Below are 12,071 nucleotides of genomic sequence, written 5' to 3' on the forward strand. Positions count from 1 at the left end.
GGGAATAGCTCAGTTGGTAGAGCACGACCTTGCCAAGGTCGGGGTCGCGAGTTCGAGTCTCGTTTCCCGCTCCAAATTCAAAAAAACGCCGCTCATTTGAGCGGCGTTTTTTTATGCGCGTAAAAAACCTGCCTCAACTTCCAAGGCTCTGCACCAGGCTTTCGAGTGCTTCAATGGTTGTATCTTCCAGTGGCGGTTGCGCTGCTACCGCTCTAAGTTGGCTGGCCAAACGGTATTCGCTGGGCGTGCAGTTGACGAACTGCTTGAAGGCGCGGGCGAAGTAGGAAGGATCCTTGAAGCCGGCTTCATAGCCGATGCTGGTAATCGGCATCTGGCTGTTGTCGAGCAGTTGTTTGGCGAAACTCATGCGCTTGTCCAGGATGTAATCGGTGAAACCGACGCCATTGGCCTCTTTGAACAGACGACTGAAGCGAAAAGTCGTCATGCCGCAGCGCTTGGCCAAATCCCTCTGATCGATGCTGTCCCGAAAGTGCTGGTCGATGTACAGCATGGTATGGCTCAGCGCCTGGTGTTTTTGGTGCCCGGAGGTCAGGCGGATGCTCTCTGGCAGAGTGGGCGAGTGGTCGATCAGCAATGTCTTGTCCTGACCGGCATTGCGGCGCAATTCGCAAAGCTGCAGCAGAGCCGTCAGGTAGCGCTTCCTCTCGGCGTTGGTGAGCGGGAGCACCATGTATTCCCAGACACTGGAGCGCATGGCCCAGACGGCCAATTCTTCTGAGTGCTGCACGGTGAACATGGTAATCGGGATGGTAGGGGTGGTGCGTTTGATCTCCAGCAACAACCTCAAGCCGGGGGTGTCGGGGCGATCGAAATGGATGCAGATCATGTCTGCCTGTTCCCCGCTGGGCAGCACGGAATTTTTCGCCAGTTTGCAGTCGCAAGTCTCCTCGAACTGCGCGATGAGTTCCTTCGTGGAACGATCGTGAGTCAGATCGAACCAAAGCAGCGATGGCCTTCTGGTCATGTTGGACGTCATGTCTCTACTCTGCGGTTCTACGGGCCCCTCTTCGCTGAGTAGTATTGCTAACGTGCCATCACTTTGCAGATTAAATACTGATAAGAAAGACGAATTTTAGTTCTATCCGCTCTATGCGTTGCCTGGAAATCAGTCCCAGGCAACAGTCTGTTGGTGTGTCGTCTATGAACCAGGTATCAGCCGCTCGTCGCTTGTAAATCGAAGTCAGTGGTATTCGCGAGCCATCCCTTGTTTTACCCCTCCTGCTACTTCTGCAAAGGCCAATAACCGTATTTGGCCGCACCCGCAAAAAAGTCCTAGTGATGTGCAAAATCTTCCTAACGCCCATGCCTTGCCCCTGACTAGGGTTGCATCAGGCAGTGCAGAACGTACTGCCTTCCGGAAAAAACAACATTCGAGTGAGGTGGGCAAAATGAATCTGCAGACAATCAAGGCTTCGGTAGTGAAGTTCGCCAAAGACGAAGACGGCCTGACCATCGTGGAATACGCCGTGGCCGGTGGGCTGATTACGGTAGCTGTTGCCGCTGCGTTCGTTCTTTTGGGCGGTGCCGTGAATACCAAAATCAGGGCGCTGTGCCAGGCCGTCAACGGCAACGTTGCGTGCTGATAACGAAATTTACGGTGGCGGGACGCGGCGAAGTCCATGAATGACCGGTTGTTGCTGTTTTGCTGATAGAGCGACCGGATAACTCAATGGACTTCGCGCTGTCCCCGCCAATGTACTTTCCGAGCCGTATGACCGCTGAAGTGAGGTACACAAAATGACTCTGCAAACAATCAGAACTTCGATAAGCAAGTTCGCCAAAGATGAAGATGGCCTGACCATTGTGGAATACGCGGTGGCAGGTGGGTTGATTACGGTAGCTGTGGCTGCAGCCTTCGTTCTTTTGGGCGGCGCCGTGGATACCAAGATCAGAGCGCTGTGCCAGGCGGTCAACGGCAACGTTGCCTGCTAACGATAATCCCGGTAGGGGAGACGCGCCATGTCCATGGAATTGCTGGTGTCGACTGTTTTACTGCTAGGACTGCTGGGCGTCGCGGTGGTGAGCGATCTGCTTCGCCACCGTATCCCCAACACGCTGGTCCTGTTGGGCATTGCCCTGGGATTGGCCGGTCAGACTTATTCAGGTGGTATCAGCGGATTGGGTGACAGCCTGTTGGGTATCCTGATCTGTTTTGCGTTCTTTCTGCCGATGTACGCCCTGGGAGGCATGGCTGCTGGCGACGTCAAGTTGATGGCCATGGTCGGCAGCTTTCTTCCGTTCCATTTCGCCTTGTGGGCAGCCATGTTCAGCCTGATAGCTGGTGGGGTGTGCGGTTTCCTGATCGTGCTGGTTCGCGGGCAATTGTTGCAGACCCTGGGGCGTTATTGGCTGATTCTCAGGGCGCAGGCCTATCTGGCGCCGACTTCGGATGAAGTCGCCGGCAAACCTTTTCCTTATTCGATCGCAATCTTGATCGGCACTTTAAACAGCGTCTACTGGCAACTGGTTGCCGGTGGATTGGGAGGTTAGTCATGCACGTCATTGTCGATAGTGATGCCTACTCCAGCGATCGGGAAGCGGTGCAACGGCTAGCTCCTCAGCCTTGCACAATCCGCGAGACGGGTCTGACCGACAGTTTTCTCGGTGAGTTGGTATGCAAGCATTTGTACGACGCCGGCGTGCTGGACATGCCGCGACTGGTGGAGCGCCTGGCGCTGACTGGCGCCGTACTTGAAGAAGTCCTGGCGTTTCTGCGCAAGGACGGTCGTGTCGAAGTCCTGGGTCAGGTGGGGCAATCGGGTGGGCAGCTGCGTTATAGCCTGACCGAACGCGGTCGCAGTGCTGCCCGCGATGCCCTGTCACGCAGCGGCTATATTGGCGCGGCCCCCTTCCCGGTGAGTACCTACCGTTCCCTGATCAAAATCCAGACCATTCACCATGGTCGCATCAGCTCAAGCGATATGCACAAGGCCCTCACCGGCGTAGTGCTCACGGAGGGGATGCTCGATCAACTGGGTGTGGCCCTGAACTCCGGGCGCGCAATCATGATTTATGGCCCCGCGGGTACCGGCAAGACCTACGTCAGCAGTCGGTTGATTCGTCTGTTCGCCGAGGCCATCTGGGTGCCTCATGCCATCGTGATCAACGAGTCGGTGATCGAGATCTATGACCCGCAGGTGCATCAGCGGCTGGATGACAACGGTCAACAGAACAATCTGATGCTCAACGAAGGGATCGATCGTCGACTGCTGTGCTGCAAACGCCCGGTCGTCATTACGGGCGGTGAGTTGAGCATGGAACAGCTGGATGTTCGCTATGACCCCTTCACCCGCCAGTACCAGGCCGCCTTGCAGCTCAAGGCCAGCAATGGCCTGTTCATCATCGATGACATGGGCCGCCAGCGCATGGCACCCGCCGAGCTGTTCAATCGCTGGATCGTACCGATGGAGGAGAAGCGCGACTTCCTCAATTTGGGCGGTGGTCGGCATTGCGAGCTGCCATTCGATCTGATTCTGGTGTTCTCCACCAACCTCAATCCCCTGGAACTGGCTGATGAGGCCTTCCTGCGGCGGATTGGCTACAAGTTGCAGTTCGGTTACCTGAAGCCCGAGGAGTACGAAAAGATCTGGCGTCAGGAAAGCGAGCGTCTGGGCATTCCTTTTGACCCACTGCTGCTGCGTTATGTACTGCAAAGGCTTTATGCAAGTGAAGGCATGCCCCTGGTGCCTTGCCATCCCCGCGATCTCCTGAACATGGCCCTCGATCGTCAGCGTTATATGGGCGGTTCCGGAGCCTTGTCGCCACAAGAGTTGGAATGGGCCTGGCACAACTACTTCGTCCAGCTCGACTTTCTTTGATACGGAGATACTGACATGAGCTCTCGTACTGTTTCCCTGATAGGCGTTTCCCTGGTCATGGGCCTTGGGGCTGCATGGATGGCCGACTCCTGGCTGAGCGCGCGGCTCAATGCTACTCCGGATGACCATCTTCGAAGCGTGGTGGTTGCCACGGTAGAGATTCCATTCGGGCAGATGGTCGAGGCCCAACAGGTCACGACCGTACGCATGCCGATGGACACGATCCCGGACGATGCTCTCGACTCCAGCGACAAGGCCGTGGGCAAGATCGCAACGTTCGACATCTTGCGTGGCGACGTCATGCGCAGCGCACGCCTGAGCGAGCATCTGGGCGGCAGTACCCTGGCCTCTCTGATTGCCACAGACAAACGTGCCATTTCGGTACGCGTGGACGATGTGGTGGGTGTGGGCGGATTCCTCCTGCCAGGTAACCGGGTCGATGTACTGGCGACCAAAACCACCAGTGCCGGCAGTAACAGTGCCGTGTCCAGGACCATCCTTGAGAACTTGCGGGTGTTGGCGGTGGATCAGACGGCGGGTACCGACAAGACCCAACCGGTGGTGGTGCGCGCAGTGACGCTGGAGATGACGGCCGCCGAGGCGGAAACCCTGGTCACGGCGCAAACGGAAGGCAAGCTGCAACTGGCGCTGCGCAATCCGCTGAACTCCGAGAAAAAAATCGTGACCGCCGCGCCTGCTGCGCCGGCCTCCATGGTTGTGGCCGCTGCCCCAGTGCAAAAACGCGTGGTGCACCGTGCCGAGGGTGGCGGGGCTGTCACCATCATTCGCGGGATCCAGACCAGTTTAGTGAAAGTTCGTTGACAGAGCGGTAGGGGTGCCTGTGCACCAAGGTATTGGCGGAGCCGATCCGGATCAGTATCGGCAAACGAGGGCTTGATGATGAATCTTCGTATTCAGCGGCCGTTCACTGCGACGCCAAGGCGCCAGGGAGGAGCGGTGAGCGTACTGATGGTGATCGCCCTGGCGGCGATTTCCATGATAGCGGCGTTGGCTCTGGACGGCGGGCACATGATGTTGAACAAGACGCGCCTGCAAAACGCTGTGGATGCCGCCGCCCTGAGTGGCGCCAAAACCCTGCTTGAGGTGGCAGGTGCTGCCTCCATGGCCAGCGCGACACGCACTGCCGCGCTCAATACGCTGACGCAAAATGCCAATGCCACGGGCAACACCGAATTGGCAACGGCGGTCGCCGGCAACCCAGGCGCATTTGCGACGGTGGAACTCTCCAGCAGCGTCTATGGCCCGTTCTCCTATCCCGGGCCGGCAAATGCCAAGTACGTTCGGGTATCGGTACCGAGCTATCAACTGACAGGTTTTTTCTGGAGCTTCGTTCAGACGTTAGGCACTGCGGGCCTTGGGAACAAGGCCGTGGCGGCGATCGCCACCGCCGGCCCCAGCCCTACCAGCCCCTGTGATCTTGCCCCATTGATGGTCTGTGGCGACCCGACTAAATACAACCCGGCCGCCGGCGTGTTCTGGGGCTTCCAGTTTGGCGATTTGCAGGTGTTGAAGACGGCTGCCGGCAATTCATCTCCCATTGGCCCAGGCAACTTTCAGTTGCTCGACTTTGGCTCCGGCGGCAGTACCGTCAGGGATGACCTGGCCGGAGGCGGCACGGTTTGCCGCAACGTCGGGCAAAACGTCCAGACCGCCCCTGGCAACAAGGTCGGCCCTACCTCTCAAGGGTTGAATACGCGCTTCGGCATCTACAACGGCCCGGTCAGTGCCTCGGACTACCCGCCAGATCTGGTAACAACGTCCAGCACCCCCGCGATCACATACGACGATGCAACGGGACAAAAGATGTACAAGGGGCAAACCGTCACATCGAGCGGCGGCAATCTCACGGCGGGCGCCGACGCGATACTGGACTACAACGACTGGCGTGCGAGCACTGCCGCGTGTGTGGCCGGGACCGGCAGCGGCTGTCAGAGCGGTGGGGTGTTCGAGCGTCGGATGCTGAAAATCGTGGTGGGCGACTGCACCGGTAAACAGGGGGGTACAACCTCGGTGCCGGTCCTGGGTTTTGGTTGCTATTTCGTGGTACAGCCCATGAGCAACGGCGGCACGGAATCGCAGATATTCGGCCAGTTTGTGAAGGAGTGCGAAGGCGATAACGTAGCCGGCCCCTCGCCGTCCACCGATGTCGGCCCGCAGATCATTCAACTCTACAAAACCTATATTGGCAGCGGCACTGGCACTCCGAGCACAGACTCGTAGGAGGCGTCATGGGACTTCACTCATTCAAGCGACCACAGGCTCAGCAAGGCGTGGCATTGGTGGAATTCACCCTCGTCCTGCCGCTGTTGCTTCTGTTGTTACTGAGCCTCGGCGAATTCGGCCGCATGCTCTACCAGTACAACGTCCTGTTGCAGGCCAGCCGTGATGCCGACCGTTTTGTCGCCAGCCAGGCCTGGGACTCGACGCTCGGCGCTATCGCTCTGAGCAATACGCTGCTGACCCAGACGAAAAACGTCGCGGTCTATGGCGTGCCCAGCGCTACCGGCAGCGCTGTGGTGTCAGGGTTGACGACCGCGAACGTCGCGGTCGCCGCGGTGGGCACCGACCATGTGCGAGTCACCATCACCTACAGCTTCTGCCCGGTGATCGGCAGTGGCAATTGTGTCGGCACGTTCCCTGGTCTTATCGGTGGGCAGTTTGCGCTGGCCATTCCGTTGGTTGCCACCACTGTCATGAGGGTGCTGTGATGAATAAAAAACGCATGCACGGCACCTATGTCGTGGAGTTCGCTTTCATCGGCATGCTGGTGTTCATCCTGTTGTTCGGCGTGGTGGAAATGGGCCGCCTGTACTTCACGGTCAGTGCGCTGGATGAAGCCGCGCGGCGTGGTGCGCGTCTGGCGGCGGTGTGCAACATCAGCGATCCGGTGGTCTTGCGGCGGGCAATCTTCAACGCCTCGACCGACGCTGGTACGAGCCAGCTGATCACAAGTCTGGCCACCACCAACCTGACGCTGACCTATCTGGACGTTAACGGTGCTGTGGTGGCCAATCCCGGCGACCTGGTCAGCGCCACTGGTTTTCGTGCCATCCGTTATGTCCAGTTGAGTCTGCAAGGCTTCGTTTTCAATCTGTTTATTCCCGGGTTCGGCGTGCCCATTACCTTGCCTGCATTCAAGGCAACTTTGCCACGCGAAAGCCTCGGGCGTCATTCCGATTCCGGGGAGATCACACCATGCTGAATACCAAGGACACCCCGCTCTCCAGCTCGACCGGCAAGACCGGGCTGCGGTTGCTGATCAGCAGTCGTGATGCCACCTCGTTGCGCGATCTGCAGAGCGTCTGCCAGCGCATGCCCTGCCTGGAGGTGAGCACTCGCCTGGTGAGCAATGGGCATGTTGACCCACTCTACGGCCTGGACCGGATGCCTGATCTGTTGCTGCTGCGTGTCAGCCACCTATGGCGTGAGGAGCTGGCTGCGCTGTTGCAGCGTCCGGCCCATGAGCGTCCACCGATGTTGGTGTGCGGCCTGCTCAGCGAACAGGAAGGCATGCGCCTGGCGATGCAGGCCGGCGCCCGTGACGTGCTGCCGGAGCCTATCGCCGAGACCGAACTGGTTGCCGCCTTGAATCGCCTGGTCATGGAGGTTCGCACCGGCAGCGGGACAGAAGGGAAATTGATCGCCGTGATGAGCGCCAAGGGCGGCTCCGGCGGAACCTTGCTGGCCTGCAACCTGGCTCAACAGCTCAGCGTCAGGGGCGGCAGTACCCTGCTGCTGGACATGGACCTGCAATTCGGCAGCGTGACGCATTACCTGGACGTGGCGCAGACGCACAGCCATCTCGAGGTGCTGCATCAGATCGATGGCATGGACAGCGTCGCGCTACGCGGTTTTTGCAGCCACTTCAGCCCGACCTTGCATGTGCTGGGTGGTCGGGCCGGTGAGCTGTGCCTGCCGCAGGATGCCCAACCCGAGCAACTTGACACCCTGTTGCAACTGGCCCGCGCCAGCTATGACTGGGTGGTGATCGACCTGCCGCGGCAAATCGACCACCTCACCGGCTCCGTGCTGGAACAGGTGGACCGGGTGTACGTGGTGGTGCAGCAGAGCGTCAGTCATCTGCGCGATGCCAGCTCCCTGGTGCGGATTCTTCGCGATGACCTGGGCGTGCGCGGCGATCAGTTGCAGATCGTGGTCAACCGCTATGACAAGGCCGCAGCGATCAGCCTCAAGGATATTGGCGAGGCACTGCGCTGCACCAATCTGTCGAAATTACCCAACGACTTCAACCTGGTCAGCCAGAGTCAGAACACTGGCGTGCCGTTGGGGCTGCATGCGCCGAGGGCCGCGATTACTACCGCCCTGCGCGACATGACCGAGGACCTGGTCGGTCAACAGGTGGCCGGGAACAAAGGCTTACTCAAACGCGCCTTCAACCGTTTCTTCGGGGGATGACCCATGATCAGCGACTTTCGTAACCGCTTGCGCAAACAGTCCGGTAAACCCGCAGCATCGTCAGCTGCTCAGGGCGACGACCTGCTGGATCCGGCAGAGGAAATAATGGCGTGGGAGCGTGCAACACCGGACGTTCTTTACGAAACCAGAAGCCAGGTCACCCCGGTGGAAGCCGAGTGGCGGGAAAAAATCTACCAGCAATTGCTCAAGGTCATGGACCTGTCCTTGCTGGACTCCCTTGAACAGGCCGAGGCCTCACGGCAGATCCGTGATATTTGCCAGCGCCTGCTCGACGAGCATTCGGCACCGGTGAGTACCACCAGCCGCCAGTTGATCATCAAGCAGATCACCGACGAGGTGCTCGGTCTGGGGCCTCTGGAGCCGTTGCTGGCCGATCACAGCGTGTCCGACATTCTGGTCAACGGCTATGCCTCGGTCTATGTCGAGCGCTTCGGCAAACTGCAACGGACCGATGTGCGTTTTCGCGATGATCACCATTTGCTGAATATCATCGACCGCATCGTGTCCAGCCTGGGTCGGCGTATCGACGAGTCCTCGCCCTTGGTGGACGCCCGGCTCAAGGACGGTTCGCGGGTCAACGCGATTATCCCGCCGCTGGCCATCGACGGCCCGAGCATGTCGATTCGCCGTTTTGCGGTGGACCTGCTCAATACCGACAGCCTGATTCAGGTGGGGACATTGACCCCGGCCATTGCGCTGCTGCTCAAGGCGATTGTTCGTGGGCGCCTGAACGTGCTGATTTCCGGCGGTACCGGTAGCGGCAAAACCACCATGCTCAACGTGTTGTCCAGTTTCATCCCGCACAACGAGCGGATCGTCACCATCGAAGACTCGGCCGAACTGCAACTGCAGCAGCCCCACGTGGTGCGCCTGGAAACCCGGCCTTCGAACATCGAAGGGCGTGGCGAGGTGAGTCAGCGGGAGTTGGTGCGTAACAGTTTGCGGATGCGCCCGGACCGCATTGTGATCGGCGAAGTGCGCGGTGCCGAGGCGCTGGACATGCTGACGGCCATGAACACCGGCCATGACGGTTCATTGACCACGATCCACGCCAACACCGCGCGCGATGCGTTGGGGCGAGTCGAGAACATGGTGTCGATGAGCGGGGCGACCTTCCCGATCAAGGCCATGCGTCAGCAGATCGCGTCGGCCATCGATGTGGTGATCCAGCTGGAACGTCAGGAGGACGGCAAGCGCCGGCTGGTCAGCGTGCAAGAGATCAACGGCATGGAAGGCGAGATCATCACCATGACCGAAATTTTCTCCTTTGCGCGCCAGGGCATGGGTGAAAACGGTGAAGTGCTTGGCGATTATCGTCCCAGCGGCATGATTCCGGCCTTCCGCGATGTGCTGGCCAAGCGCGGCATCGAGTTGCCGCTGACGATGTTCAGGCCTGAATGGATGGAGGCACGGCAGCCATGAGCCATATTCCTGCTGAATTCATTGTGATGTTCCTGGGCATGGTGTTTATCGCCGTGTTCCTCTTGTCCCAGGGCGTGGTGGTGCCGGTGTTCGGCGAAGCGGGCAAGATGCGCAAGCGCATCCGCGGCCGTTTGCATGTACTGGAAAAAGCCAACAATTTGCCCAACATGCAGACGGTGTTGCGGCAGAAATACCTGACACGTTTGTCGCCACTGGAGGCCATGCTCGAGCAGTTGCCGTTCATGGCGAGCCTTACGCAGATGATCGAGCAGGGCGGCCATGAATACCGCGCTTATCGAGTGATCTTGCTGGGGCTGTTCCTGGGTGCGTGTGCGGGCATCTCGATCTGGATGGTCGTGACCGTCTGGTGGATGGCGTTGCTGGCAGGCTTCGGGGTGTTCTGGTTACCCCTGCTGAAAATTTCTCGTGACCGTAGCAAACGTTTCGCTGCGTTTGAGGAAGGCCTGCCGGATGCGCTGGATGCCATGTGCCGGGCCTTGCGTGCCGGGCACCCGTTCAACGAAACCCTGCGTCTGGTCGCCGAGGAGCACAAGGGGCCGGTCGCTCATGAGTTCGGCCTGACCTTTGCCGACATCAACTATGGCAACGATGTTCGCCGGGCCATGCTCGGCCTGCTGGAGCGCATGCCCAGCATGACGGTGATGATGCTGGTGACTTCGATCCTCATCCACCGCGAGACTGGCGGCAATCTGACGGAAGTGCTGGAGCGTCTGAGTCGGCTGATCCGCGGGCGTTTCCGCTTTCAGCGCAAGATCAAAACCCTGTCGGCGGAAGGGCGCATGTCGGCCTGGGTGCTGGTGGCGATTCCCTTTGTGCTGGCTATTGCGATCGTGCTCACAAGCCCCAGCTACATGCCTGTGCTGCTCAATGATCCCATAGGCCACAAGCTGATCATCGGGGCTTTCTGCGCCATGTTGATCGGGATTTTCTGGATACGAAAAATCATCCGGATTCAGGTTTAAGCGATATTCGCTACCGGGAGGTACAGGTCATGGACTTTTTACTCGGGTTGTTCAGTCGGTTCACGGGGAACGAGGAAGTAGCGCGCCTGTTGTTCCTTGGCGCGATCGGTTTGAGTACGGTGCTTGCGGTCGTCGCCTTGATGTTGCTGATGCTGGGTCTCCAGGACCCGGTACAGCGTCGTCTGGCGCTGATCAAGCGCGGTTATTTGGGCAATACGGCAGGGCAGGAAGCTCCGGGTAATCTGCAGCTGTTGCTGGAGCGGGTCGGCCAGCGTTTTGCCTCGGCTGAATCGGCCCAGGCGTCAGTTACCCAGACTCTGTTGACGCATGCGGGTTACCGCTCCTCTTCGGCGGTGCAGATGTACTGGGCGGTGCGCTTGATGTTACCGCTGTTGATGGTCGGTCTTGCGTTGCTGCTGTTGCCGCTGATTCCCAAGGTTTCCCTGGCTGTGGGGCTGTTGTTGGTGGTCATGGTGGCCGGTATCGGATGGTTGCTGCCAGCGCTGTATGTCGCCAAGCGTAAGCAGGCGCGTCAAAACCGGCTGCGTATCGCGTTTCCAGATGCGCTGGATCTGATGGTGGTCTGCGTGGAGTCAGGCCTGTCACTGCCCACGACCATTGAACGGGTGGCTGAAGAGATGTCGGTCAGTCATGTTGAACTGGCTGAAGAGCTGGCCCTGGTCAATGCGCAGATCCGCGCGGGCATCACCAGTACCGAGGCGCTCAAACAACTGGCCATACGCACCGGTCTGGAGGACGTGCAAGGGTTGGTCAGCTTGTTGGCGCAGAGTATTCGCTTTGGTACCAGCGTGGCCGACACCCTGCGCATCTATGCCGATGAATTCCGTGATCGGCGTACGCAGGCCGCCGAAGAGGCGGGGGCGAAAATCGGCACCAAGCTGATATTTCCACTGATTTTCTGCCTGTGGCCGAGCTTCTTTCTGGTCGCCATCGGCCCGGCCATGATTGGCGTAATGAAAGCATTCGGAAATATGTAAGAGGATCGGGTGGGGGGCTGTCGAATCAGATGGCCTTGCCACCCGAACCTGATCTGTACTTCCCCTCCCAAGATCTACACCGCTCGCTCCTACGGGCAATGTTGTTCACTTAAGCCGTAATGCGATCTGTCGCAGCTGGCGAAGCCTGCGTTCGGCTGCGAAGCAGTCGTAAAATCAGCCATTGCGGTGCGTCAGGTACATCACGGCAGCCGGACTCACGACTGCTGCGCAGCCGAACGCAGCCTTCGGCAGCTGCTACAAAGAATGCGTCGCGGCTGAAACTGTTTAAGTGAACAGCATTGCGCTCCAGGGGGACTCGGTCAGAACTGAACAATGTGTAGATGCCAATACTTTCCAGCAGACGTGATTAA

Annotated in this window: 13 protein-coding genes; 12 read left to right on the forward strand and 1 reads right to left on the reverse strand. The window is 59.0% G+C overall.

Annotation, left to right across the window (positions count from 1 at the left end):
- Positions 1–133: 133 nt before the first annotated feature.
- On the reverse strand, positions 134–997 hold the full coding sequence (locus AC07V0_RS23510) for a helix-turn-helix transcriptional regulator (protein WP_064616543.1): 864 nt from the start codon (positions 995–997) through the stop codon (positions 134–136).
- Positions 998–1,409: 412 nt separating this feature from the next.
- On the opposite strand from AC07V0_RS23510, the gene AC07V0_RS23515 reads away from it, so the two are divergent.
- The 12 genes from AC07V0_RS23515 to AC07V0_RS23570 all read left to right on the forward strand — a co-directional run bounded on the left by AC07V0_RS23515 (position 1,410) and on the right by AC07V0_RS23570 (position 11,700).
- Positions 1,410–1,604 carry a Flp family type IVb pilin gene (locus tag AC07V0_RS23515; protein WP_018926261.1) on the forward strand — a complete coding sequence of 65 codons (195 nt, stop codon included), beginning with the start codon at positions 1,410–1,412 and terminating at the stop codon, positions 1,602–1,604.
- Between the two features lie 154 nt (positions 1,605–1,758).
- Complete coding sequence (locus AC07V0_RS23520; protein ID WP_018926260.1) at positions 1,759–1,953, forward strand: Flp family type IVb pilin; 195 nt, start codon at positions 1,759–1,761, stop codon at positions 1,951–1,953.
- Positions 1,954–1,980: 27 nt separating this feature from the next.
- A complete protein-coding gene (locus AC07V0_RS23525) occupies positions 1,981–2,511 on the forward strand; it encodes an A24 family peptidase (RefSeq protein ID WP_018926259.1) in 531 nt (176 codons plus the stop codon).
- A 2-nt stretch (positions 2,512–2,513) separates the two neighbouring features.
- Entirely contained in the window at positions 2,514–3,839 is a 1,326-nt protein-coding gene (locus AC07V0_RS23530) for a DUF8689 domain-containing protein (RefSeq protein ID WP_192350873.1), read from the forward strand.
- Between the two features lie 15 nt (positions 3,840–3,854).
- On the forward strand, positions 3,855–4,661 hold the full coding sequence (gene cpaB, locus AC07V0_RS23535; protein ID WP_495019975.1) for a Flp pilus assembly protein CpaB: 807 nt from the start codon (positions 3,855–3,857) through the stop codon (positions 4,659–4,661).
- Between the two features lie 75 nt (positions 4,662–4,736).
- Positions 4,737–6,080 carry a TadE/TadG family type IV pilus assembly protein gene (locus AC07V0_RS23540; protein ID WP_192350875.1) on the forward strand — a complete coding sequence of 448 codons (1,344 nt, stop codon included), beginning with the start codon at positions 4,737–4,739 and terminating at the stop codon, positions 6,078–6,080.
- 8 nt (positions 6,081–6,088) lie between these two features.
- Positions 6,089–6,568, forward strand: coding sequence for a TadE/TadG family type IV pilus assembly protein (locus AC07V0_RS23545; RefSeq protein WP_018926255.1), 480 nt, complete (start codon positions 6,089–6,091; stop codon positions 6,566–6,568).
- Positions 6,568–7,062, forward strand: a complete 495-nt coding sequence (locus tag AC07V0_RS23550) for a TadE family protein (RefSeq protein WP_018926254.1) — start codon at positions 6,568–6,570, stop codon at positions 7,060–7,062. The genes AC07V0_RS23545 and AC07V0_RS23550 overlap by 1 nt, the downstream gene beginning before the upstream one ends.
- On the forward strand, positions 7,056–8,276 hold the full coding sequence (locus tag AC07V0_RS23555; protein ID WP_192350877.1) for an AAA family ATPase: 1,221 nt from the start codon (positions 7,056–7,058) through the stop codon (positions 8,274–8,276). Before AC07V0_RS23550 ends, AC07V0_RS23555 begins: the two co-directional genes overlap by 7 nt.
- 3 nt (positions 8,277–8,279) lie before the next feature.
- On the forward strand, positions 8,280–9,719 hold the full coding sequence (locus AC07V0_RS23560) for a TadA family conjugal transfer-associated ATPase (RefSeq protein ID WP_018926252.1): 1,440 nt from the start codon (positions 8,280–8,282) through the stop codon (positions 9,717–9,719).
- A complete protein-coding gene (locus tag AC07V0_RS23565) occupies positions 9,716–10,702 on the forward strand; it encodes a type II secretion system F family protein (RefSeq protein ID WP_064616557.1) in 987 nt (328 codons plus the stop codon). Before AC07V0_RS23560 ends, AC07V0_RS23565 begins: the two co-directional genes overlap by 4 nt.
- Before the next feature lie 29 nt (positions 10,703–10,731).
- On the forward strand, positions 10,732–11,700 hold the full coding sequence (locus tag AC07V0_RS23570) for a type II secretion system F family protein (protein ID WP_018926250.1): 969 nt from the start codon (positions 10,732–10,734) through the stop codon (positions 11,698–11,700).
- The last annotated feature ends 371 nt before the right edge of the window (positions 11,701–12,071 follow it).

Source organism: Pseudomonas sp. GW821-FHT01E10 (assembly GCF_059422365.1).

Bases quoted from the DNA above. Each gene is read 5' to 3' on its own strand.
- AC07V0_RS23510 (WP_064616543.1), bottom strand. From the start codon at position 997: ATGACGTCCAACATGACCAGAAGGCCATCGCTGCTTTGGTTCGATCTG.
- AC07V0_RS23515 (WP_018926261.1), top strand. From the start codon at position 1,410: ATGAATCTGCAGACAATCAAGGCTTCGGTAGTGAAGTTCGCCAAAGAC.
- AC07V0_RS23520 (WP_018926260.1), top strand. From the start codon at position 1,759: ATGACTCTGCAAACAATCAGAACTTCGATAAGCAAGTTCGCCAAAGAT.
- AC07V0_RS23525 (WP_018926259.1), top strand. From the start codon at position 1,981: ATGTCCATGGAATTGCTGGTGTCGACTGTTTTACTGCTAGGACTGCTG.
- AC07V0_RS23530 (WP_192350873.1), top strand. From the start codon at position 2,514: ATGCACGTCATTGTCGATAGTGATGCCTACTCCAGCGATCGGGAAGCG.
- cpaB (WP_495019975.1), top strand. From the start codon at position 3,855: ATGAGCTCTCGTACTGTTTCCCTGATAGGCGTTTCCCTGGTCATGGGC.
- AC07V0_RS23540 (WP_192350875.1), top strand. From the start codon at position 4,737: ATGATGAATCTTCGTATTCAGCGGCCGTTCACTGCGACGCCAAGGCGC.
- AC07V0_RS23545 (WP_018926255.1), top strand. From the start codon at position 6,089: ATGGGACTTCACTCATTCAAGCGACCACAGGCTCAGCAAGGCGTGGCA.
- AC07V0_RS23550 (WP_018926254.1), top strand. From the start codon at position 6,568: ATGAATAAAAAACGCATGCACGGCACCTATGTCGTGGAGTTCGCTTTC.
- AC07V0_RS23555 (WP_192350877.1), top strand. From the start codon at position 7,056: ATGCTGAATACCAAGGACACCCCGCTCTCCAGCTCGACCGGCAAGACC.
- AC07V0_RS23560 (WP_018926252.1), top strand. From the start codon at position 8,280: ATGATCAGCGACTTTCGTAACCGCTTGCGCAAACAGTCCGGTAAACCC.
- AC07V0_RS23565 (WP_064616557.1), top strand. From the start codon at position 9,716: ATGAGCCATATTCCTGCTGAATTCATTGTGATGTTCCTGGGCATGGTG.
- AC07V0_RS23570 (WP_018926250.1), top strand. From the start codon at position 10,732: ATGGACTTTTTACTCGGGTTGTTCAGTCGGTTCACGGGGAACGAGGAA.